At 64.8% G+C, this 21,658-nt stretch carries 19 protein-coding genes; 11 read left to right on the forward strand and 8 right to left on the reverse strand.

Translation table 11 applies throughout. The features are described from left to right. Positions 1–109: 109 nt before the first annotated feature. On the forward strand, positions 110–1,753 hold the full coding sequence (locus tag OCJ37_RS17370; RefSeq protein ID WP_263110939.1) for an electron transfer flavoprotein-ubiquinone oxidoreductase: 1,644 nt from the start codon (positions 110–112) through the stop codon (positions 1,751–1,753). An 80-nt stretch (positions 1,754–1,833) separates the two neighbouring features. On the opposite strand, the gene OCJ37_RS17375 is transcribed toward OCJ37_RS17370, so the two are convergent. Together OCJ37_RS17375 and OCJ37_RS17380 are read right to left on the reverse strand one after the other, a co-directional pair. Further along, on the reverse strand, positions 1,834–2,466 hold the full coding sequence (locus OCJ37_RS17375) for a CoA transferase subunit B (RefSeq protein ID WP_263110940.1): 633 nt from the start codon (positions 2,464–2,466) through the stop codon (positions 1,834–1,836). Between the two features lies 1 nt (position 2,467). Then, the gene (locus OCJ37_RS17380) at positions 2,468–3,205 is read right to left on the reverse strand and encodes a CoA transferase subunit A (protein ID WP_263110941.1); all 738 of its coding nucleotides are present in this window, start codon (positions 3,203–3,205) and stop codon (positions 2,468–2,470) included. Positions 3,206–3,339: 134 nt separating this feature from the next. Between OCJ37_RS17380 and OCJ37_RS17385 the strand changes: the two genes are divergently transcribed. Then, a complete protein-coding gene (locus OCJ37_RS17385) occupies positions 3,340–4,686 on the forward strand; it encodes a phosphohexomutase domain-containing protein (RefSeq protein WP_263110942.1) in 1,347 nt (448 codons plus the stop codon). 55 nt (positions 4,687–4,741) lie between these two features. Then, a complete protein-coding gene (locus OCJ37_RS17390) occupies positions 4,742–6,145 on the forward strand; it encodes a mannose-1-phosphate guanylyltransferase/mannose-6-phosphate isomerase (protein WP_263110943.1) in 1,404 nt (467 codons plus the stop codon). A 167-nt stretch (positions 6,146–6,312) separates the two neighbouring features. On the opposite strand, the gene rfbD is transcribed toward OCJ37_RS17390, so the two are convergent. Genes rfbD through rfbB form a run of 4 tightly spaced genes read right to left on the reverse strand, consistent with a single transcriptional unit; the run spans position 6,313 to position 9,766 of the window. Then, positions 6,313–7,215 (reverse strand): dTDP-4-dehydrorhamnose reductase, encoded by a 903-nt coding sequence (rfbD, locus tag OCJ37_RS17395; RefSeq protein ID WP_263110944.1) that lies wholly within the window; start codon positions 7,213–7,215, stop codon positions 6,313–6,315. Next, on the reverse strand, positions 7,212–7,769 hold the full coding sequence (gene rfbC, locus OCJ37_RS17400) for a dTDP-4-dehydrorhamnose 3,5-epimerase (RefSeq protein ID WP_263110945.1): 558 nt from the start codon (positions 7,767–7,769) through the stop codon (positions 7,212–7,214). Before rfbC ends, rfbD begins: the two co-directional genes overlap by 4 nt. Then, positions 7,766–8,653 (reverse strand): glucose-1-phosphate thymidylyltransferase RfbA, encoded by an 888-nt coding sequence (gene rfbA, locus OCJ37_RS17405; protein WP_263110946.1) that lies wholly within the window; start codon positions 8,651–8,653, stop codon positions 7,766–7,768. Before rfbA ends, rfbC begins: the two co-directional genes overlap by 4 nt. A 57-nt stretch (positions 8,654–8,710) precedes the next feature. Continuing rightward, the gene (gene rfbB / locus OCJ37_RS17410; RefSeq protein WP_263110947.1) at positions 8,711–9,766 is read right to left on the reverse strand and encodes a dTDP-glucose 4,6-dehydratase; all 1,056 of its coding nucleotides are present in this window, start codon (positions 9,764–9,766) and stop codon (positions 8,711–8,713) included. A gap of 220 nt (positions 9,767–9,986) precedes the next feature. On the opposite strand from rfbB, the gene OCJ37_RS17415 reads away from it, so the two are divergent. The 8 genes from OCJ37_RS17415 to OCJ37_RS17450 all read left to right on the forward strand — a co-directional run bounded on the left by OCJ37_RS17415 (position 9,987) and on the right by OCJ37_RS17450 (position 18,424). Continuing rightward, positions 9,987–10,733 carry an electron transfer flavoprotein subunit beta/FixA family protein gene (locus OCJ37_RS17415; RefSeq protein ID WP_263110948.1) on the forward strand — a complete coding sequence of 249 codons (747 nt, stop codon included), beginning with the start codon at positions 9,987–9,989 and terminating at the stop codon, positions 10,731–10,733. Beyond that, positions 10,733–11,674 carry an electron transfer flavoprotein subunit alpha/FixB family protein gene (locus OCJ37_RS17420; protein WP_263110949.1) on the forward strand — a complete coding sequence of 314 codons (942 nt, stop codon included), beginning with the start codon at positions 10,733–10,735 and terminating at the stop codon, positions 11,672–11,674. Before OCJ37_RS17415 ends, OCJ37_RS17420 begins: the two co-directional genes overlap by 1 nt. A 79-nt stretch (positions 11,675–11,753) precedes the next feature. Then, positions 11,754–12,458 (forward strand): NAD-dependent epimerase/dehydratase family protein, encoded by a 705-nt coding sequence (locus OCJ37_RS17425; protein ID WP_263110950.1) that lies wholly within the window; start codon positions 11,754–11,756, stop codon positions 12,456–12,458. Beyond that, entirely contained in the window at positions 12,439–13,395 is a 957-nt protein-coding gene (locus OCJ37_RS17430) for a glycosyltransferase family 2 protein (protein ID WP_263110951.1), read from the forward strand. The genes OCJ37_RS17425 and OCJ37_RS17430 overlap by 20 nt, the downstream gene beginning before the upstream one ends. Further along, positions 13,392–13,814 carry a GtrA family protein gene (locus OCJ37_RS17435; RefSeq protein WP_263110952.1) on the forward strand — a complete coding sequence of 141 codons (423 nt, stop codon included), beginning with the start codon at positions 13,392–13,394 and terminating at the stop codon, positions 13,812–13,814. Before OCJ37_RS17430 ends, OCJ37_RS17435 begins: the two co-directional genes overlap by 4 nt. Before the next feature lie 5 nt (positions 13,815–13,819). Then, on the forward strand, positions 13,820–15,142 hold the full coding sequence (locus OCJ37_RS17440) for an NAD(P)/FAD-dependent oxidoreductase (RefSeq protein WP_263110953.1): 1,323 nt from the start codon (positions 13,820–13,822) through the stop codon (positions 15,140–15,142). Next, positions 15,139–17,169 (forward strand): hypothetical protein, encoded by a 2,031-nt coding sequence (locus OCJ37_RS17445; protein ID WP_263110954.1) that lies wholly within the window; start codon positions 15,139–15,141, stop codon positions 17,167–17,169. Before OCJ37_RS17440 ends, OCJ37_RS17445 begins: the two co-directional genes overlap by 4 nt. 187 nt (positions 17,170–17,356) lie before the next feature. Next, a complete protein-coding gene (locus tag OCJ37_RS17450) occupies positions 17,357–18,424 on the forward strand; it encodes a class I SAM-dependent methyltransferase (protein ID WP_263110955.1) in 1,068 nt (355 codons plus the stop codon). Positions 18,425–18,659: 235 nt separating this feature from the next. Here OCJ37_RS17450 and OCJ37_RS17455 read toward each other — a convergent pair whose 3' ends face one another. Continuing rightward, a complete protein-coding gene (locus OCJ37_RS17455; protein WP_263110956.1) occupies positions 18,660–19,994 on the reverse strand; it encodes a hypothetical protein in 1,335 nt (444 codons plus the stop codon). Continuing rightward, complete coding sequence (locus OCJ37_RS17460; protein WP_263110957.1) at positions 19,991–21,646, reverse strand: DUF6311 domain-containing protein; 1,656 nt, start codon at positions 21,644–21,646, stop codon at positions 19,991–19,993. Before OCJ37_RS17460 ends, OCJ37_RS17455 begins: the two co-directional genes overlap by 4 nt. Between the last annotated feature and the right edge of the window lie 12 nt (positions 21,647–21,658).

Here is a 21,658-nt window from a genome sequence, read left to right on the forward strand (position 1 = left end):
CCACGCTAGCACGCCCTGGCCCACCATACGCCAGCGTGCGGAATTTGCCCCGCCACGCACAAAGCCTGAAAATGCAGACAGCCAGAACGAGCCAACGGGAGCGGACCAGATGACGGGATTGGAGGGCGGCGCCAGCGCGCCGGAGCCAGTGGAACGCGACGTCATGGAATACGACGTGGTCACCGTCGGCGCGGGTCCGGCCGGGCTGGCGTTCGCGATCCGGCTCAAGCAGCTCAACCCCGACATCTCGGTCTGCGTGATCGAGAAGGCCAGCACCGTCGGCGCGCAGATCCTGTCCGGCGCGGTGATCGAACCGGCGCCGCTGGACGCGCTGCTGCCCGGCTGGCGCGACAACCCGCCGCCGATCTGCGTGCCCGCCGGCGAGGACGAGTTCTGGCACCTGAGCAAGGACGGCGGACGCAAGTTCCCGATCGTGCCGCCGGGCATGCGCAACCACGGCAACTTCATCGTCAGCCTCGGCGCGCTGTGCGCGTGGCTGGCGCCGCAGGCCGAGGCGCTGGGCGTGGAGATCTACCCCGGCTTCGCCGCCGCCGAGACCCTGCACGCCGACGACGGCACCGTGCTCGGCGTGCGCATCGGCGACATGGGCGTGGCCAAGGACGGCTCGCACAAGCCCGGCTACACCCCCGGCATCGACATCCGCGCCAAGGTCACGGTGCTGGCCGAAGGCGCGCGCGGGCACCTGACCAAGCGCCTAGTCAAGCGCTTCGCGCTGGACGCCGGCAGCGACCCGCAGGCCTATTCGATCGGCATCAAGGAACTGTGGCAGCTGCCGGAAGGCCGCGTGGTGCCCGGCAAGATCGTGCACACCCTGGGCTGGCCGGCCGACAGCGCCACCTATGCCGGCAGCTTCCTGTACCACCTGGAGAACAACCAGGTGGCGCTGGGCTACGTCAGCGGCCTGGACTACCACGACCCCGAATACCGGCCGTGGGAAGCGTTCCAGCAGTGGAAGAACCACCCGCTGATGAAGCCGCTGCTGGAAGGCGGCACCATCCTGTCGGCCGGCGCCCGCGCCATCGCCAGCGGCGGCTGGCAGTCGCTGCCGAAGGTGGAGATGCCCGGCGCGCTGCTGATCGGCGACACCGCCGGCCTGCTCAACGTGCCCAAGATCAAGGGCACCCACCAGGCGATCCGCAGCGGCATGCTCGCCGCCGAGCACCTGGCCGCCGGCGCGGCGCTGGACCCGGCCGGCTTCGACGCCAAGCTGCGCGGCTCGGAGGTGATGGCCGAACTGCGCCAGGTGCGCAACATCAAGCCCGGCTTCAAGAAGGGCCTGTGGTTCGGCATGCTCAACGCCGCCTGGGAAACCCTGGTCAAGGGCGCCTCGCCGTGGACGCTGAAGGTGACGGCGGACTGGTCGTCGCTAGACCGGCTCGGCGAACACGAACAGCCCAAGCGCGACTACGTGCAACGCGACCTGGCGCCGCGCGACCGCCTGCAGGCCGTGTACTTCGCCGCCACCGAACACGACGAGGACCAGCCCGTGCACCTGCACGTGCTGGACCCGCAAATCTGCGTGACCCGCTGCACCGAGGAGTACGGCAACCCCTGCACCCGCTTCTGCCCCGCCGCGGTCTACGAGATCGTCGACGACGCGGCCGGCAAGCGCCTGCAGATCAACGCCGCCAACTGCGTGCACTGCAAGACCTGCGACATCAAGGATCCCTACGAGATCATCAACTGGGTCACGCCGGAAGGCGGCTCCGGCCCGAATTACCAGAACCTGTGAGCCGATCGGCACGGGCCGACCGGCTTTGATGAGGTGCAAGATGCCAAGGTGCCGCCCCGACGGCCCCTTGGCGCCAATGGCTAGGCGCGCCGGAACGGCACCCCGGTCTTGCTGCGCAGTTCGTCCTCGCCCACGCCATCGGCGCTCTCGACCAGCACCAATCCGTCCGCGGTCACGTCGAACACCGCCAGGTCGGTGATGATGCGGTCGACCACCCCGACGCCGGTCAGCGGCAGGTCGCAGTCGGGCAGGAGCTTGTGGCTGCCGTCCTTGGCCACGTGCTCCATCAGCACCACCACGCGCTTGACCCCGGCCACCAGGTCCATCGCCCCGCCCATGCCCTTTACCATCTTGCCGGGCACCATCCAGTTGGCCAGGTCGCCGCGCGCGCTGACCTGCATCGCGCCGAGGATCGCCAGATCGATGTGGCCGCCGCGGATCATCGCGAAGGAATCGTGGCTGCCGAAATAGCTGGCGCCGGCGCGGGCGGTGACGGTCTGCTTGCCGGCGTTGATCAGGTCGGCGTCGACCTCGTCCTCGTCCGGGAACGGGCCGATGCCGAGCAGGCCGTTCTCCGACTGCAGCCACACGTCCACGCCTTCGGGAATGTGGTTGGCGACCAGGGTCGGCAGGCCGATGCCCAGGTTCACGTAGGCGCCGTCGGTGAGTTCGCGGGCGGCGCGCTGCGCCATTTCGTCGCGGGTCCAGGCCATGTCAGGCGTCCTTCTGGCGCAGGGTGCGCTGTTCGATGCGTTTTTCCGGATGCGGATTGTGCACGATGCGGTCGACGTAGATGCCGGGCAGATGCACCTGGTCCGGATCGATGCTGCCGGTGTCGACGATCTGCTCGACCTCGGCGATGCAGACCCTGCCGGCCATCGCGCAGGCCGGATTGAAGTTGCGCGCGGTCTTGCGGAACACCAGGTTGCCGGCGGCGTCGGCCTTCCATGCCTTGACCAGGGCCACGTCGGCCTGCAGCGCGGTCTCCAGCACGTAGTGCTTGCCGTCGAACTCGCGCGTCTCCTTGCCCTCGGCGACGACGGTGCCGTAGCCGGTGGCGGTGAAGAACGCGGGAATGCCGGCGCCGCCGGCGCGCAGCCGCTCGGCCAGGGTGCCCTGCGGATTGAACTCCAGCTCCAGTTCGCCGGCCAGGTACTGGCGCTCGAACTCCTTGTTCTCGCCGACATAGGACGAGATCATCTTGCGGATCTGCCGGGTCGCCAGCAGCTGGCCCAGGCCGAAGCCGTCGACGCCGGCGTTGTTGGAGATCACCGTGAGCCCGGTCACGGCGCTGTCGCGCAGCGCCGCGATCAGCGCCTCGGGGATGCCGCACAGGCCGAACCCGCCGACCGCCAGGGTCTGGCCGTTGGCCACCACGTCGGCCAGCGCCGTGCGCGCGTCGGGGAAAAGCTTGCCGCGTCGCCCGGTCGCCCGGGTAGAGGTGTCGCCCATTGGCCAGCATCCGCGTTGGAAGTAGACAAGTAGTTTAGCCGCTCCCCGCCCCGGGCCTACGTCGCACTGCCGCAACGACCGATTAAGGGCTGGAACGTTACACTCCGGTTTCCCCCAAGCCAGGACCCTCCCCTATGCCGCTTCCCGCATTCAAGGCCTACGACATCCGCGGCCGCGTTCCCGACGAACTGAACGAGGACCTGGCCCGCCGCATCGGCGTGGCCTTGGCGGGGCAGCTGCAAAGCGGCCCGGTGGTGGTGGGCCACGACGTGCGCCTGGCCAGCCAGGGGCTGCAGGACGCCCTCTCTGCCGGCCTGCGCGCCAGCGGCCGCGAGGTCATCGACATCGGCCTGTGCGGCACCGAGGAAGTGTATTTCCAGACCGACCACCTGCAGGCGGCCGGCGGGGTGATGGTGACCGCCAGCCACAACCCGATGGACTACAACGGCATGAAGCTGGTGCGCGAGAACGCGCGCCCGATCAGCTCCGACACCGGCCTGTTCGCGATCCGCGACACCGTGGCCGCCGACACCGCGCCCGCCGGCACCCCGACCGCGGCCGAGCACAGCCGCCCGGACAAGAGCGCCTACATCGCGCACCTGCTCAGCTACGTCGACATCGGCACGCTCAAGCCGCTGAAGCTGGTGGTCAACGCCGGCAACGGCGGCGCCGGCGCCATCGTCGACCTGCTGGCGCCGCACCTGCCGTTCGAGTTCGTGCGCGTGTTCCACGAGCCGGACGGCCATTTCCCCAACGGCATCCCCAACCCGCTGCTGCCCGAGAACCGCGAAGCCACCGCCAAGGCGGTGAAGGAACACGGCGCGGACTTCGGCATCGCCTGGGATGGCGATTTCGACCGCTGCTTCTTCTTCGACGAGAACGGCCGCTTCATCGAAGGCTACTACCTGGTCGGCCTGCTGGCGCAGGCGATCCTGGCCAAGCAGCCGGGCGGCAAGGTGGTGCACGATCCCCGCCTGACCTGGAACACGATCGAGATGGTCGAGGACGCTGGCGGCGTACCGGTGCTGTGCAAGAGCGGGCACGCCTTCATCAAGGAGAAGATGCGCAGCGAAAACGCCGTGTACGGCGGCGAGATGAGCGCGCACCACTACTTCCGCGAGTTCGCCTACGCCGACTCGGGCATGATCCCGTGGCTGCTGATCGCCGAACTGGTGTCGCAGTCGGGCCGCTCGCTGGCCGACCTGGTCGAGGCGCGCATGCAGAAGTTCCCGTGCAGCGGCGAGATCAACTTCAAGGTCGCCGACGCCAAGGCTTCGGTGGCGCGGGTGATGGAACACTTCGCCTCGCACGCGCCGACGCTGGACTATACCGACGGCGTCAGCGCCGAGTTCGCCGACTGGCGCTTCAACCTGCGCAGCTCCAATACCGAACCGCTGTTGCGCCTGAACGTGGAAACGCGTGGCGATGCGGCACTGCTGGAACAGCGCACCGCTGAAATCTCCGATCTATTGAAAGCATGATCCTCTCCATTCCCCCGCACCTTCCTTTCAACGCATTTGTGGAGTCCCCCCGCCCATGAGCGAAGTCCTTCCCATCATCCTGTCCGGCGGCTCCGGCACGCGCCTGTGGCCGCTGTCGCGCGAAACCTATCCCAAGCAGTTCCTGCCATTGGTCGGCGAGCACAGCATGCTGCAAGCCACCTGGCTGCGTGCCGCCCCCGTCGCCGGGCAGGCGCCCATCGTGGTCGCCAACGAAGAACATCGCTTCATCGCGGCCGAGCAGTTGCAGCAGCTCGGGGTCAAGCCGGCCTCCATCCTGCTCGAACCGAAGGGCCGCAACACCGCCCCGGCCATCGCGGTGGCCGCATTGGAAGCCACGCACGACGGTGCCGACCCGTTGTTGCTAGTGCTACCTTCCGACCACGTGATCCTCGATGAGAACGCCTTCCAAGCAGCGGTCAAAGTCGCCGCCGCGGCCGCGGAGCAAGGCAAGCTGGTCACGTTCGGAATCCGTCCGACCAGCCCGGAAACCGGCTACGGCTATATCAAGGCGAGCGGCGGCGATCAGGTGCGGCCGGTCGAGCGTTTCGTCGAGAAACCCGACCTAGCGACGGCGCAGGGCTACCTGTCATCCGGCGAGTACTTCTGGAACAGCGGCATGTTCCTGTTCCGCGCCTCGCGCTATCTTGCCGAACTGCGCAAGTTTCAGCCGGCCATCGCCGAAGCCTGCACCCAGGCCTGGACCGCGGCCAAGCGCGATGCCGACTTCATCCGTCTGGACAAGGACGCGTTCGCGGCCAGCCCGTCGGATTCCATCGACTACGCGGTAATGGAGAAGACCGCCGATGCGGTGGTGGTGCCGCTGGATGCCGGCTGGAGCGACGTCGGCTCCTGGTCCGCGCTGCTGGAGGTCTCGCCGCAGGACGCGCGCGGCAATGCCCATCACGGTGACGTGATCGAAATCGACTGCAGCAACACCTACGCTTACGGCTCGCGGCTGATCGCAATGGTCGGACTGGAAAACGTAGTCGTGGTGGAAACCGACGACGCGGTGCTGGTCGGACACCGCGACCGCATCCAGGAAGTCAAGGATATCGTGGCCAAGATCAAGTCCAGCGGCCGGTCGGAAGCCACCTGGCACCGCAAGGTCTACCGTCCCTGGGGCGCCTACGACTCGATCGACAACGGCCAGCGCTTCCAGGTCAAGCGCATCACCGTCAAGCCGGGCGCCACGCTGAGCCTGCAGATGCACCACCATCGTGCCGAACACTGGATCGTGGTCAGCGGCACGGCCGAAGTCACCCGCGGCGAAGAAGTGCTGCTGCTCACCGAGAACCAGAGCACCTACATCCCGCTGGGCGTGACCCATCGACTGCGCAATCCGGGCAAGCTGCCGCTGGAACTGATCGAGGTGCAGTCGGGCAGCTACCTGGGCGAGGACGATATCGTGCGCTTCGAGGATACCTACGGGCGCGCGTAGCGCCATCTCGTTCATCGGCGTCGCGGCGGCCAGGCTCCCCTGGCCGTTTCACCCGCCGGCGCATCCTTGCGATTTGCCGGCGTGACGCACCGCCCTGCGCCGGCGCAACGGGTTCGACCATCGCCGCCGCTCCTCGGGCGATTCGCCGTCGCCCGAAGGCAGGGACTTCATCGCTGCGCGGGGGGAAGAGCGTCCATCACCTCGGCGAGCCCTTCGCGCCAATCCGGCAACCGCACGCCGAACGTTCGCGCCAGTTCGCCCGGATCCAGGCAGGAATAGGCCGGCCGCCGTGCCACGGTGGGAAAGTCCACGCTGGCGATCGCCTGCACCCGCGGCATGCGCGCAAGCAAGCCGCGCTCGACCGCCCGCGCAAGAAGCTGTTCGGCGAAACCGTGCCAGGTGGTCTGGCCAGCTGCGGTCAGGTGCCAGATGCCGCTGGCCGCCACTCCATCCAGCGCACGCGCGGTGACCGCCGCGATCAGCGCTGCCGGCGTCGGCGTGCCGATCTGGTCGGCCACTACCCGCAGCTCGTCGCGTTCCGCCGCCAGCTTCAGCATCGTGCGCAGGAAGTTGTTTCCGTACGCGGCATATACCCATGCGGTGCGGAAGATCAGATGCCGCCCGCCCGCCTCCTGGATCGCGCGCTCGCCCGCCAACTTGCTCTCGCCATAGACGCTCAACGGCGCCACTGGATCGTCGACCCGGTATGGCCTGTGGCCGCGGCCGTCGAACACGTAATCGGTCGAGTAGTGCACCAGCGGAACATCATGCGACGCGCACCATTGCGCAATCAGCGCGGGCGTGTGGGCGTTGACGCGAAACGCAGCATCGCGTTCGCCTTCGGCCCTGTCCACCGCGGTGTATGCCGCCGCGTTCACCACCTGGCTCGGACGCTCGGCGTCGAGCAGCGCGCGGATCTCGGCAGGCCGGTCGAAATCCGCTTGCAGGCAGGCGCGTCCGTCGCCCGAGCGCCCGCTGCGCGTCGCCGCGAGCACGGGCATGCGCCCGTCCAGGGCACGCACCACTGCCCGCCCCACCTGCCCGTTGCTGCCGAAGACCAGTACGCTCACGACGGGAAGATCGGCAGGCGCTCGGCGGGAATCTCCTCCAGGAACGGCGCCGCGCTGTCCTTGGGCGACAGCAACGGCGCCTGGATCGGCCAGTCGATGGCGATGGCAGCGTCGTTCCAACGGATGCAGGCGTCCGCTTCCTGCACGTAAACGTCCGTGCACAGGTAGTTGAACACTACCTGCTCGGACAGCGCCACAAAGCCATGCGCGAAGCCTTCCGGAATCCAGAGCTGGCGCTTGTTGGCCTCGCTCAGAATCACCGCCTCCCAGCGGCCGAAATGCGGCGACCCGCGGCGTATGTCGACGATCACGTCGTAGACCTCTCCCCTCAGCACCGTCACCAGCTTGCCTTGGGGCCGCGGCCACTGGTAGTGCAGCCCGCGCAGCACGCCGTGGGTCGAGGTGGATACATTGCTCTGCACGAACCGCGTTGGCAACCCGCTGCCGCCAAACCGCTCCGCGTTCCACGCTTCGAAGAACTCGCCGCGGGCGTCGCCGAACACCTTCGGTTCGATCACGATGCCCCCTGGCAGCGCGGTGTGCACCAACTTCATGGCACGCGCCCCCGCTTGATCAGGTCGAGCAGGTAGTGGCCGTAATGGCTCTTGGAAAGAGGCACCGCCAAGCGCTCCAGCTGTTGTTCGTCGATCCAGCGCTGGCCATAGGCGATCTCTTCCGGACAGCAGACCTGCAGGCCCTGCCGCGCCTGGATGGTCTCGATGAAGTTGGAAGCCTCGTGCAGCGATTGATGCGTCCCCGTATCCAGCCAGGCATAGCCGCGGCCGAGCGGCTGCAGTTGCAGTGATCCTTCCTGCAGGTAGCGGCGATTGAGATCGGTGATCTCCAGTTCCCCGCGCGCCGAAGGGCGCAACTCCGCAGCGAACTCGGCGGCACGCCCATCGTAGAAATACAGGCCAGTGACCGCATAGTTGGAGCGGGGTGCCGCCGGCTTCTCTTCGATGTTGACGACCCGCCCATCAGCGTCGAACTCCGCGACGCCGTAACGCTCGGGATCGCTCACCCAGTAGCCGAACACCGTCGCGCCGACGGTGTGCGCGCTGGCGCGCCTGAGCAGGCCGGTCAAGCCATGCCCGTAGAAGATGTTGTCGCCCAGCACCAGGCAGCTGGGCTGTCCGGCAACGAAATCGCGGCCGATGAGGTACGCCTGCGCCAGCCCGTCGGGACTCGGCTGCACGGCGTACTGGATGTCCATGCCCCATTGCGACCCGTCTCCCAGCAGCGCCTGGAACAGCGCCTGCTCATGCGGGGTATTGATGATCAGCACTTCGCGGATGCCCGACAGCATCAGCACGCTCAGCGGGTAGTAGATCATCGGCTTGTCGTAGACCGGCAGCAGCTGCTTGCTGACGCCCTTGGTCAGCGGATAGAGCCGTGTACCGGAGCCGCCGGCCAAGATGATGCCTTTGCGTTGCGTCATGTTCTTACCTGGGGGAGCGACCGCGCAGGATGCGCAGCTGCGGGTACGGATTCAGGGTCACGCTGCGGTACCGATGCGCTCGAGCCGGTAGCTGCCGTCGAGCACGCTTCGCACCCATTCCTGGTGGGTGAGGTACCAGTCCACCGTTTTGGCGATGCCCTGCTCGAACGTGTGTTTCGGCTCCCAGCCCAACTCGTTCTTGAGCTTGGACGCATCGATAGCATAACGGCGGTCGTGGCCGGGGCGATCGGCCACGTAGCTGATCTGGCAGGCACGCGGCCGGCCGTCTTCGCGCGGGCGCCGCGCGTCGAGCAGTACGCAGATCGCCTGCACCACTTCGATGTTCTGGCGCTCGGAGTTCCCGCCCACGTTGTAGGTCTGGCCCACGGCGCCCTTGTCCAGCACCGTACGGATCGCCTCGCAGTGGTCGCTTACGAACAGCCAGTCGCGCACCTGCTTGCCGTCGCCATAGACCGGCAACGAATCGCCGGCCAACGCCCTGGCTATCACCAGCGGGATGAGTTTCTCGGGGAAATGGTATGGGCCGTAGTTGTTCGAGCAGTTGGTGGTCAACACCGGCAACCCGTAGGTGTGGTGGAACGCACGCACCAGATGGTCGGAGGCCGCCTTGGAGGCCGAATACGGCGAGTTCGGCGCATAGGGCGTCGATTCGGTGAACTTGCCGGTCGCGCCGAGCGAGCCGTACACCTCGTCGGTAGAGATGTGCAGAAAACGGAAGGCCTCGCTGCGCTCGGGTGCCAAGGCCTTCCAGTAGTCGCGCACCTCTTCCAGCAGGGCCAGCGTGCCGACGACGTTGGTCTGGACGAACGCGCCTGGCCCGTCGATCGAGCGGTCCACATGGCTTTCGGCAGCGAAGTTCACGACCGCGTCCGGCGCATGCTCCCGCAATATCCGCCGCACCAGGCCGCGGTCGCCGATGTCGCCATGGACGAAGACATGGTCCGGGTTGCCGGCCAGGGAGGACAGCGTGTTCAGGTTTCCCGCATAGGTCAGGGCATCGAGATTGACCACGCGGATGCCGAGTGCGACCGCCTCCAGGACAAAATTGCCGCCAATGAACCCTGCCCCACCGGTGACGAGCCAAGTCGGCACGTTATCTCTCCTGTTCGTGCGGCGCCCGACTGCGCCGAATCCAAGCCCCCAAGGATAGCGATTTTGGCCGCAACGGCGGGATCGGCACTGAACGGCAGGACTCGGCAGCCAAGTTCCGTACGCAATCGCATGGAATCGTGCCAGCGGCTAGAATTACCCCCTCCCCCGTGCCGGCCGCCGCGGCCGGGCCTTCCCGCATTGCTGAAGGATCTCGTACAAGATGAAAATCCTCGTCGCCTACAAGCGCGTGGTGGACTACAACGTCCGCATCCAGGTCAAGCCGGATGGCTCCGGCGTCGTGACCGAGGGCGTCAAGCTTTCCCCCAATCCGTTCGACGAAATCGCCCTGGAAGAGGCGCTGCGCCTGCGCGACGCCGGCATCGCCAGCGAGGTCGTGGTGGTTACCCTGGCCCCGGCCGATGCCGCCGCGCACCTGCGCAACGGCCTGGCGATGGGTGCCAACCGCGCCATCCACGTGGTCACCGACGCCGCGATCCAGCCGCTGACCGCCGCCCGCACGCTGCTCAAGCTGGTCGAGCAGGAACAGCCGGACCTGGTGATCCTGGGCAAGCAGGCGATCGACGACGACGCCAACCAGACCGGGCAGATGCTGGCCACGCTGTGGGGCCGCCCACAGGCGACCTTCGCCGGCAAGCTGGTCGTCGCCGACGGCAAGGCCACCGTGACCCGCGAGGTCGATGCCGGCCTGGAAACGCTGGAAGTGGACCTGCCGGCCGTGGTCACCACCGATCTGCGCCTGAACGAGCCGCGCTTCATCAAACTGCCGGACATCATGAAGGCCAAGAGCAAGCCGCTGCAGACCCTGGCGTTCGCCGACCTGGGCGTGGAATCCAACGACAGCCTGACCACCACCCACTACGCCCCGCCGCCCAAGCGCAGCCGCGGCGTGATGGTCAAGGACGCCGCCGAACTGGTGGCCGCACTCAAGCAGAAGGGGTTGCTGTAATGGCCAAGATCCTCGTCGTCGCCGAACACCTGAACGGCCAGCTCAACGCGGCCACCGCCAAGACCGTCAGCGCCGCGCAGGCGCTGTCGCCGGAAGCCATCGACATCGTGGTGCTGGCGGCCGATCCTGGCGCCGTCGCCGCCCAGGCCGCGCAGATCGCCGGCGTGAACCGTGTGCTCACCGTCGCCGATCCGGCCAACGAACACGCCATCGCGCAGGTGCTGGGGCCGCAGATCGCGCAGTTGGCGCAGGGCTACAGCCACGTGTTCGGCCCCTCCACCACCTTCGGCAAGGACCTGATGCCGGTGGTCGCCGCGCTGCTTGGCGTCAACCAGATCTCCGACCTGATGGCGGTGGATGGCGACTACGCGTTCAAGCGCCCGATCTACGCGGGCAACGCGATCATCAGCGTGCAGGCGCCCGCCGACCAGACCGTCGTCGCCACCGTGCGCAGCGCCTCGTGGCCGGAAGCGGCCAAGGGCGGCAGCGCCGCGATCGAGGCGGCCAGCGTCAGCGCAACGCTGCCCACCCATACCCGCTTCGTCGGCCTGGCCGCGGGCAAGTCCGACCGCCCCGACCTGCAGAGCGCCAAGCGCGTGGTCTCCGGCGGCCGCGGCGTGGGCTCGGCGGACAACTTCAAGCACATCTACAGCCTGGCCGACAAGCTCGGCGCCGCGGTGGGCGCCTCGCGCGCGGCGGTGGATGCCGGCTACGTGCCCAATGAGCTGCAGGTCGGCCAGACCGGCAAGATCATCGCCCCGGACCTGTACCTGGCCATCGGCATCTCCGGCGCGATCCAGCATCTGACCGGGATCAAGGACGCCGGCACCATCGTGGCGATCAACAAGGACCCGGAATCGCCGATCTTCGAGATCGCGGATATCGGGTTGGTGGGTGATCTGTTCGCGCTGCTGCCGGAACTCGAACGCCAATTGGGCTAATCGCTGCGGGTGCGGTATCTTCGTCGGCTGGCAGCAGCGGACGCGTTCATGCACGAAAAGCTATTCACCGGACGATGCCATGACTGAGGAAGTCATTGGCAGTGGCATGCTCGCGCGTTCCTTCGATGCCGAGCGCCTGCGCGACCTCGATGCCAGGATATTCGCCTCGGGCGTCTCCAATTCTTCGGAGACCCGGGGCGAAGCCTTCCTGCGCGAAGAGCAACTGTTGAAGCAGCACTTGGCCAGCACGGGCTGCCGCTTCGTCTATTTCAGCACCTGCAGCGTTTCAGATCCGGACCGTGCGACCAGCGACTACGTCCTGCACAAGCTGCGGATGGAGGATCTTGTGCGCGAACGCTTGCCGCATCTCATCCTCCGTCTGCCCCAAGTCGTTGGGCACACGTCCAACCCGCATACCCTCACCAATTTCCTGGCTCGCAACCTCGTGAGCGGCGCGCCGTTCCAGGTGTGGACCCATGCACTGCGCTGCCTGGTCGACGTGGACCACGTCGCCGCGATCACGATGGAACTGCTCAAGGAACAGGGCGCGCCTTCGCAAACGCTGGAGATCGCACCGCCGGAGACGATCAGCATGCGCGATCTCGTCCCCGCCATGGAAGAAGCGCTGGGCCGGAAGGCCGTGTGCACGTTCATCGAGCGCGGCGGCGGCGCGGTGCCCGATTCCAGCGTCATGCAAGCGTATTCGGAAAAAATTGGAATAGACGTCTCGCCAGGCTACGCCCGCCGGGTGATCAGGAAATACTATGTCGACCGCCACCCCTGAACTTTCGATCGTAATACCCGTGTACCGGAGTGCTACGATCCTGCCCGTTCTGGCCGACAGGATCGAACAGGCCCTGGGTACGGCATTCCATGACAACTTCGAAGTCATCCTGGTGAATGACTGCAGCCCGGACGATTCGTGGGAGGTGCTGCTACGGCTGGCCGCCGACCGTCCTTGGTGGAAAGTGGTCAATCTGCGCAAGAATGCCGGCCAGCACAACGCCATCCTGGTGGGCTTGCGCCTCTCCAGCGGCCGGCGCGTCGTCACCATGGACGACGATCTGCAGCATTCGCCGGAAGACATTCCCCTACTGCTAGGCGCGCTGAACCAAAAGGTGGACGTCTGCTACGCCAAGTTCCGCAGCAAACAACACCCGCTGTGGAAACGCGCGGGCAGTGCATTCAACGACGCTGTTGCAAACCGGCTGCTAGGCAAGCCCCCCGGCCTGTACCTATCCCCGTTCAAGGCGATGGTGGGCGGCATCCGCGACGAAGTCATCAAGTTCACCGGGCCGCATGTCTACCTGGACGGACTCATCCTGTCGGCGACCAATCGGCTGACCACCATCACGCTGGACCATCATCAGCGGGCCGATGGCCAATCGGGCTACAGCTTGCGAAAATCGATATCGCTATGGCTGAAGATGGCGACCAGCTTCTCGCTTCTGCCGCTGCGGCTCGCCTCGATGTCGGGGCTCATGTTCGCCGCGCTGGGATTCCTCCTGGCGCTGGCGTTCGTGATTCAGCGCTTCACCCTGAACGCCATGCCCGTGGGCTGGTCGTCTTTGATCGTATCGGCGCTGATCATGGGGGGAATCCAACTGATGGCGCTGGGGATCATCGGCGAGTACTTGGGCCGAGTACTTCTCCATGTCAATGGAAATCCGCAGGCGGTGGTGGAATCCACGCGCAACTTCGACCAGCGAAAATCATCGTGAACGCTCCGCAGCCAATGAAAGAAAGAAACGCTCGCATCCGCCAGTTCGTCGTTTACGCACTATGCGGTGGAACCGGCGTGTGCAGCGACCTGGCCATCTACGCCGCGCTGGTCGCCTTCGGAGTGAACTACCAATTGGCGAACGCGGCGGGCTACGCCGTGGGCACGCTGGTAAGCTTCGCGCTGAACCGGCATTTCACCTTCCAATCCTACGACCGGACATTGCTCAGGCTTGCGCTGTTTTTTGGCACGGCGCTGATAGGCTATCTGGTCTCCACGCTGTTGCTCTGGGTCATGGTTTCCAGGCTGGACATGAACGTATTCCTGGCAAAGCTGGCCACACTGGCGGTTGTCCTGGTCATCCAGTTCTCGCTCAACCGCGCTGTGACTTTTCGCCCGACTACGGACATTGCTCGATGAACCCTATGCAGCGCTATCACACCGCCGTGGTCGGCGGCGGATTCTCCGGACTGGCCAGCGCGTACGCCCTCGCGCGCGCAGGCAAATCGGTGATCGTATTGGAACGTGACGCGGAGCTGGGCGGACTGGCCGGCGGCTTCACCGTGGGCAACGAGGTGCTGGAGAAGTTCTACCACCACTGGTTCAACAACGATCGCGAAATATTCCAGCTGATAGACGAGTTGGGAGCCCGCGACAACGTATTGCTGCGTCCGACGCGCACCGGCATGTACTATGCGCGGCAGTTTTTCCGCCTCAGCACGCCCCTGGATCTGTTGCGCTTCAAAGCGCTGCCGTTCTTCGACAGGGTGCGGCTGGGAATAGCGGTGTTGCGCGCGCGCAGGATCAAGGACTGGCGCCAGTTGGAAGGCCTTAGCGCCAAGGAATGGCTGATCGATCTTTGCGGACAGCGGGCCTACGACGTGGTATGGGATCCGTTGCTGGTGGGCAAGTTCGGCGCGGTGGCGGACGACATCTCGGCCGTGTGGTTCTGGAAGAAACTGGTGCTGCGCGGCGGCAGCAGAAGCAGCGCGGGAGACGAGGTGCTGGCGTACTACCGCGGCGGTTTCGCCGCGCTGGCGAACAAACTGGCGGACGAGATCAGGGAGCTCGGCGGCGAGATCAGGGTCCGCTGCAAGGTCACCTCGGTCGTTGCGGAGGGCACCACGGCAACCCACCTGCAGGCGGGCGACGAGCAGATCGCGGCGGACAACTTTGTCTTGTCTACGCCTTTTCCCATTTCCGCCGACCTGCTCGAAGGGATGGTTCCGCCGGACTATGTGCGATCCCTTCGGCGCATACGCTATCTTTCCAACGTCTGCATGGTGCTGTCTTTGGATCGCAGCCTATCGGAGACGTACTGGCTGAACGTCAACGACCCGGGCTTTCCCTATGTCGGCGTGATTGAGCACACCAACTTCGAACCGCCGAGCTCCTATGGCGGCCGTCATATCGTATACCTGTCGAAATATCTCCCGCCCGAACACCCGATGTATACGATGAGCGACGACGAACTCGTCGAATTTTCGATACCGCATCTGCAGAAGATGTTCCCGGCGTTTTCGCGCAGCTGGATCAAGGACGTGCACGTATGGCGCGCCGACTACGCGCAGCCGATCGCGGAGAAGCACTATTCCAAACTCGTCCCGGGACGGGCCACGCCGCTTGAGAACGTATTCGTGACCAGCATGGCGCAGGTCTATCCAGAAGATCGTGGAACCAATTACGCCGTGCGCGAGGGCAAGGGCCTTGCCGCCGAGATCCTTTCCAAGGCAAAGCCTGGCGCGTGAATACCGAACACATCACGGAAGGCACCGACGACCTCCAGCGCGCGGTGTCGCCGGGCCAGCGCCGCATGCGCGTGGCCGCAGCGTATGGCATCACCGCGCTGATACTGATCGCAGCGCTGTACAACCTCCTCTGCGCCTTTCCAGCGACCAGGGTCGGCGACGGAGCGGAGTACTACGTGATGGAGCGCGCCGTCCTGCTGAGCCATAGGCCCTACGCGGACGAAGCTGCATGGCGAGCCTACGAAAAGCTGCACGCGACCGAACAGATCGCCGATCTGCTTCCGGCTGCCAGGCTGAAGAAGGTCTATGAGCAGCTGACGCTGGGACCAGGGACCGATTTCAACCATTTCTGGTTTTACCCAGCGGCCGCGGCCGGCGCCGGCTGGGTAGCCAGCCAGATCGGCATGCAGGCCGGCAGCCATGCGCACTTCATGCTCCTGCATGCGGTGCTGATCGCCGGCTTGCTGCTCCTTTGTTTCCGGCTGCATGGTTTCAAGGGAGCGCTGGCCGCGCTACTGATCATCGCCCTGTCTCCCACGCTGTGGTTCACCAACAAGGTTCACACCGAACTCTTCACCATCGTTTTCAGCACTGCGGCGGTTGCGTACGCGCTCAGGAGAGCGTGGGCCTGGGCCGGGCTGGCACTCGCGATCGCCGCTACCCAGAACATCAGCTTCGCGATTCCGGCACTCTACGCCTGCGCGGCCGCGCTGGTTCAGATGCGCGATCCGAATCGAGGCGGCATCGGTGCTCCGGTTTCGGCAGTGGTGCTTTCGCTGGCGGCATTGGTCGCCGCACTCCACCCCGCCTACTACTTCTTTCGTTACGGCGGACTTTCGCCTCAGCTTTTCCTCAGGGGCGCAGACACCACGGCGTTGAATCCGCTCTCGTCGATTCAGTACCTCCTGGACCCGGATATCGGTCTGCTTCCGAACTGGCTGCTCGGAGCGCTGCTTGTCGTCGCCGCGTGCTTCGGCTTGGCCAGGCGAAAAGATCTTCTGGCGCGCGGGTCTTTGCTCGCCTTCTTCGCCGTGTATATCGCAGCGGCGATGGCAGCCCAAGCCGCGACCGTGAACATCAATTCCGGCGCCACGCCCGGGCCGGCCCGCTATGGGCTCTGGTATCTGTGCCTGTTCTATCCATGCTTTCTTATCGCAGCACGGTACTTGGATTTTCGTGGGCGGCGCGCCTGGCTGGCCTGGCTGTTAGGCAGCCTGGCGCTGTTCATGGGCGTGACGGCGGTACGCGACTACTGGCCCACGAAGAAAGAGTCGTATGTCACCCCGAGTTCCGCCGCCGTGACCGTATACACCTACGCTCCCTGGGCGTGGGATCCGGCAATCGAAGTCTTCGCTGAGCGCAACGCCCAGATCGGCGAAATGACCCCGATCAGACCTGCTGTCGTACTAGGGCCGGGTTGCCGGAAGCTGCTCTATCTCCCTGGCCGCGGCGCCAACAGCATCGGCGTGTATCCGGCAATAAATTGCGGAGTGGGCACTCACGAAGCGGAACACCTGTTGAAGCGCAAGCTAGGGTCGCTCCCCTCGAAGCCGACCTATCTCTCGCTCACGCAGGCGGACCTCGACTCCACGCTCCCAGCCCTGCGCACGGGACAGATCGTCAAGCCCGACCAACTGTCCCGCTATCTGAAAAGCGGCTGGTCGAACCAGGAGCCGTGGGGTGTCTGGTCGCTCGGCAGCACCTCCATCGTGAAGTTTCGCGTCACGGAAACCATCCGCAACCGCGAGCTCGTATTGACCGCAAACGGGTTCTGGGCAGGGAAGCGCCAATCGATGATGGTCAACACACGCATCAATGGGGTCGCCATCCAGCCCCAGTCCTTCTCTGCGACCGCTCCACAACCGGTGCGCATCGTTGCCAGACTTCCGGAAATCAGCGCCGGCTCGGCGGTCACCGTTGAACTGCAATACGACAGCACAATCTCTCCGGCCGCCGCAGGGGTGTCAGTGGACGACCGCGAATTGGCGATCGGCTTGACCAACCTGGAGCTTCGCAACGTCCGATGATCACGCATTGGCGCCTCCTTCCTGGGACCCCGGCGATTCGACATCGACCGTTGGCGAGGCGCGCGGCTTGGATACGAGATTGCAACGCGCCTTCTTAGGCTGCGCGTTCTTGCGATTGCTCCCAGCGATCTGTAACTTCACCACCCATGGCGCAGAAGTGCCCGCCGCTTTTCACCTAGAGGAACCTATGCAGAAGATTTCCGAAGATGCTGTGAGATGGGCGTATCGGTTGTTGTTGGATCGAGAGGTCGAGAGCGATCAGGTGATTGCTCAGAACTTAGGGACCTTTTCCACCGTAAGCGAGCTCAAGCGGGACATCGTCAACTCTGCGGAGTACCGCACCACCCAGGGTGCACCCGCGCGCGATGCGCAGAGCCCGTTCTTCCACTATGCATCCACGTTCGACCCCATCGAGACCATGTATCGTCACGCCGCGTCGGGGCTTACCGCCAAGCCAGGCATGGTGGTCAACTTCCTCGGCGTAGTGATCGATCCCAAGTTCTTTCCGGCGATCCTGTCAGCCAAAGGCGGCGAGATTGAAGCCATTCCGATTCCGGCCAACTGGCACGCGGATATCGCCGAATGGGGGGCGGCCCTTCGCGCGGTCGACCTGTCGAGCAACGACTTCGTCATGATCGAGCTTGGGTGCGGCTGGGGATGCTGGATGAACAATAGCGGCGTTGCCGCGCGCGCTCAGGGGCGCAACGTAAAGGTGATCGGCATCGAAGCCGACGAAGACCATGTGGGGTTCGCCCGCGAATCGCTCGCCACCAATGGATTTCGTCCGGATCAGATCGAGCTGCACCGCGGAATCGCGTCCTTCAAGACTGGCGTAGCGCTGTTTCCGAAACAGGATATTCCCGGATCGACCTGGGGAAGCGAGCCGTTGTTCGATCCTACGCCGGAGCAGCGGGACGAAGCGATCGCCAGCGGCCACTTCGACGAGGTGGCGATGGTGCCGCTTGCCGATGTCATTGGGTCCAATCCCCGCATCGATCTGCTGCACATCGATATTCAAGGCGGGGAAGCGGATCTCGTGGCACAGAACCTCGCCTTGTTGGGCGAGCGAGTGGCTTACATGCTGATTGGCACTCACTCCAAGCAGATCGAAGGTAGACTCTATTCCACGCTGCTCGAAGCGGGTTGGCTGCTAGAAATGGAACGTGCCGCGATCTTCGATCTTCCCGAAGGACAGCCCCGGATTCGGGTTGACGGCGTGCAAGGATGGCGCAACCCGGCACTTCTTCCGCTCTGAACCGCGAGGAATATCCATGCCGGGCGCCAACGCTCGTGGCGCAACCCGCACCTGCAAGCCACCTGCCCGCCTTGACTGCGCACAGGTGGTCGCATCCGCCAAGCGACGAGAAAAAGCGCTTGCCCGGAGGCGCCATGTCGGCACATGAAAGATGCCAGAGCGAAGATCGCTCAGGTCCACCCAGCTCCAGCGGCGCTGACCGCCCCCGCCGCGCTGCCCAGGTCGTCAAGAAAAGTCAACCTGGATCCATTGTTGGCACATACATCATTCGCTCGCGTGCGCATCGATAATAGACGTCGCTCTTCCAGAACGACAGGCCCATCGTCGGCGCCTGCACCCGCAGTCCCTGCCGCATGTCTTCGCATGCCGGCCCGGACCACAGCGAGGCACCGATGATTTCGGATCGCCCCGCCACGTAAGGTACGGCGACATAGTAGGCCGACCAACCCAGCACAGGCAGGCAGAGCAGCGAAACCCAAATGGGCGGCAGCGTACGGAGCCGCTCCAGGTTCGGCCTCAGGCAAACCAACATGGCGACCAGGAGCGCAAGCATGGGCTGGACCATCAGCCGATTGCCCCAGCCATCCCAACCAAACGGTGCCCACCAGCACGAGAACGCCACGCAGGAAAGCAAGGCAGCGATGGCGGCCAGCCACACGGCATGCCCGCGGGGAGCCAGTCCGAGCAAGCGCCAGCCCGATACGGCCAGGAAGATCGGCAGGAGCCAGAACACGAACACACCGCCATTTGGAGAAAGCAACGAACCCAACAGGAATTCGGCGCTTCGCTCGACGCTGGGACTGGTGGCCTTGCCTTCGGCGACATAGGCAATCGACCAAGGCACTCCGTACTTGAAGACGTTGTACGCCGAGGAAAGCATCAAGCCGATCGCGACAGGCAGGCCACCGAAGAGCAGGAACGACCGAATCGCCTTCCACCTCGGCAGCCGGGAGCGGCTTTCCTTGCGCAAGCAGCCGATCGCGAATGCCACGGCCGCGCTGGCCGCCAGCAGAACCGCGATGGTGTCCTTGAAAAGCGGCAGCAACAATCCCGAAAGGAAAAGCACCCATGGTGCCGCTCCTGCGCGCCGGGTCGTGCCGTCGTCTTCCAACAGGACAGCCAGCGTGCCGATATAGATTCCGCAGACCGCGCCCGCCTGCACTTCCAGAGCTCCGGAATAGATATAGAACGCGGGCAACGGACTCAGCAATAGCGCAACCGCATACACGCCGCTTGCGCCCAACGACATTCGCCATCCGCGCAGCAGCCCCAGACATAGCAAGGGCAAACCCAGGGCCAGCAGATTGGCCAACGCAAGCAATACGGTGCCATGCCCGACCAGCATCGCATTGAAGAGATACGCCAACGGAAACTTGCTCAGGCTGCCACAGTGGGTCGCCCCGGCATGGAAGCAGGACAACGCCAGCGCCCAGTCATTCTGCCATGCGGCAAGGTCGGTCGGATTGAAGAAGCCGCTGGCCAAACCTGCCAGGACAATGAAAATGATCAACGCACCTAGCGCGCTGAACCACATCTGCGTCGGCGAGAACGTCCTGGCGTGCTTGATCATTTTCTTGGCTCGCAAATCCAGAATGCCGGCCCGGTCTGCGGTTCCGCCGGCCGCTCGGAGCAACTGAACCCGCTGGCGAAGTCCGGCCGGTACTGGGCATACAGCTTGCCCGACAACAAGTAGATCGCGTGCGGGTCGAGTCTCGCAAGCCGTTGCGGGTAGTTGCAGTGATATTCGGACTGATCTGCAGTTGTGCGCGCCGCGTAGAAATTGTTGGTGGGTAGGTGCCTGCCCAGAGCGAAGTAGCCGACCAGCTCATAGTTGCGCAACCCGCCCGGGGTACTTTCGTGATCGCACTGCCAAGCCGGGAACACCAGGACAGCGTGCGCTTGGCCAGCATTCACCCCTTCGAGCTTCAATGCGCTCGCATTGGAGATATTGCCGCGGGTATTGGCGGCCAACGGCAAGATGTCCACCAGCTGCACGGCAAGTATGGCGCTCAGCAAGAGCGCAGCGCGCTTGGCTCCGAACCGGCGCGCGGCAGCCGCGGCCAGGATCAGCACCAGCCAGAAGCCCGCCATCCAGAAGAATCTTCCGCTACCGCGAAAGCGCGACAGCAGGAAACGCACGGAGTCGGGGATCGGTAGCTCGAGCTGGTATCCAGCCAGCGTAATGCTCGCCGACAACGCCAGCACATAACAGCACAGAACTGCCAGCATCGCACCGAGGAAAGGAAAGCGCTGGGCGGTGACCTGGCGCCTGGAAACCAGGAACGGTCCAAGCGCACAGAGGATCGCCATGCCAAGGCCGATGTAGGTGTAGCCCTCAAAGGACTGACCGCCGGTCGCATCCACCACGTCCAGATGCAACAGTTTAGCGCCGCCGTTGGAATCCAGCGGCCCAAGCATGTTCATCGAGTAGACGCCATAACCGCCGGTGGCCGCGGACGAAGCGCTCATGAAACCGAATATCGTCAGTCCCAGGGCAGCGATGGCGACCAACATCACCAACCGGATCATAAGTTCCAGCCGCTCACCCTTTCGGTAGAGCATCGAACAAACAATCACGGCATTGCTCGCAGCTACCATGAGCGCCAGGTAGGGATTCAGACCGGTGGCCAGCAACAGGACCGCGCCGTTGAGCGCGAGCCAACGCAACCTGCCCGACTCCAACGTGGCCAGGGTTGCCCACAGCGACAGCACCAACACCCACTGGGAAGACAATGCGGCGTGGCCCTGGAAGCGAAAGAACGTATACGGCATCGACGCCAGCAACACCCCGCCAATCAGCGCGATGCAGCGTCCCCATACCGGATCGTCGACACCGGCCAGGCGCAACGCTCGCTGGGCTGCGAAGTATCCGAAGACCCCCTGCATGGCGAGGCAGGCCGTGAAGTAGTATCCGAAATACTGCCGCCCCTCGCCCAGCACACCGGCAAACGGACGCGATAGCAGCAACAACAATGGCATGGGATCGAACAGCGAGACGCTGATCGGCAGCGGATAGCTCAGTCGGGTGGTGTTCAACCAGATGGCATCGGGATCGGAGAGATACTGCGACCACGCTACGTAGACCTGGGCAAGGTCACCCCACAGCCATTTGACGCTGGCAGGATCTATCCCCGTACGCCCCAATGCCAGATGCGCCCACGTCGCCCCGAAGGCAGCTGCCAACAAAGGACAAACTATAGCGACCGCTCTGCCGAAGTTCATATGCATATCGCC

It is taken from the genome of Xanthomonas sp. AM6 (assembly GCF_025665335.1).
Classification (GTDB): Bacteria; Pseudomonadota; Gammaproteobacteria; order Xanthomonadales; family Xanthomonadaceae; genus Xanthomonas_A.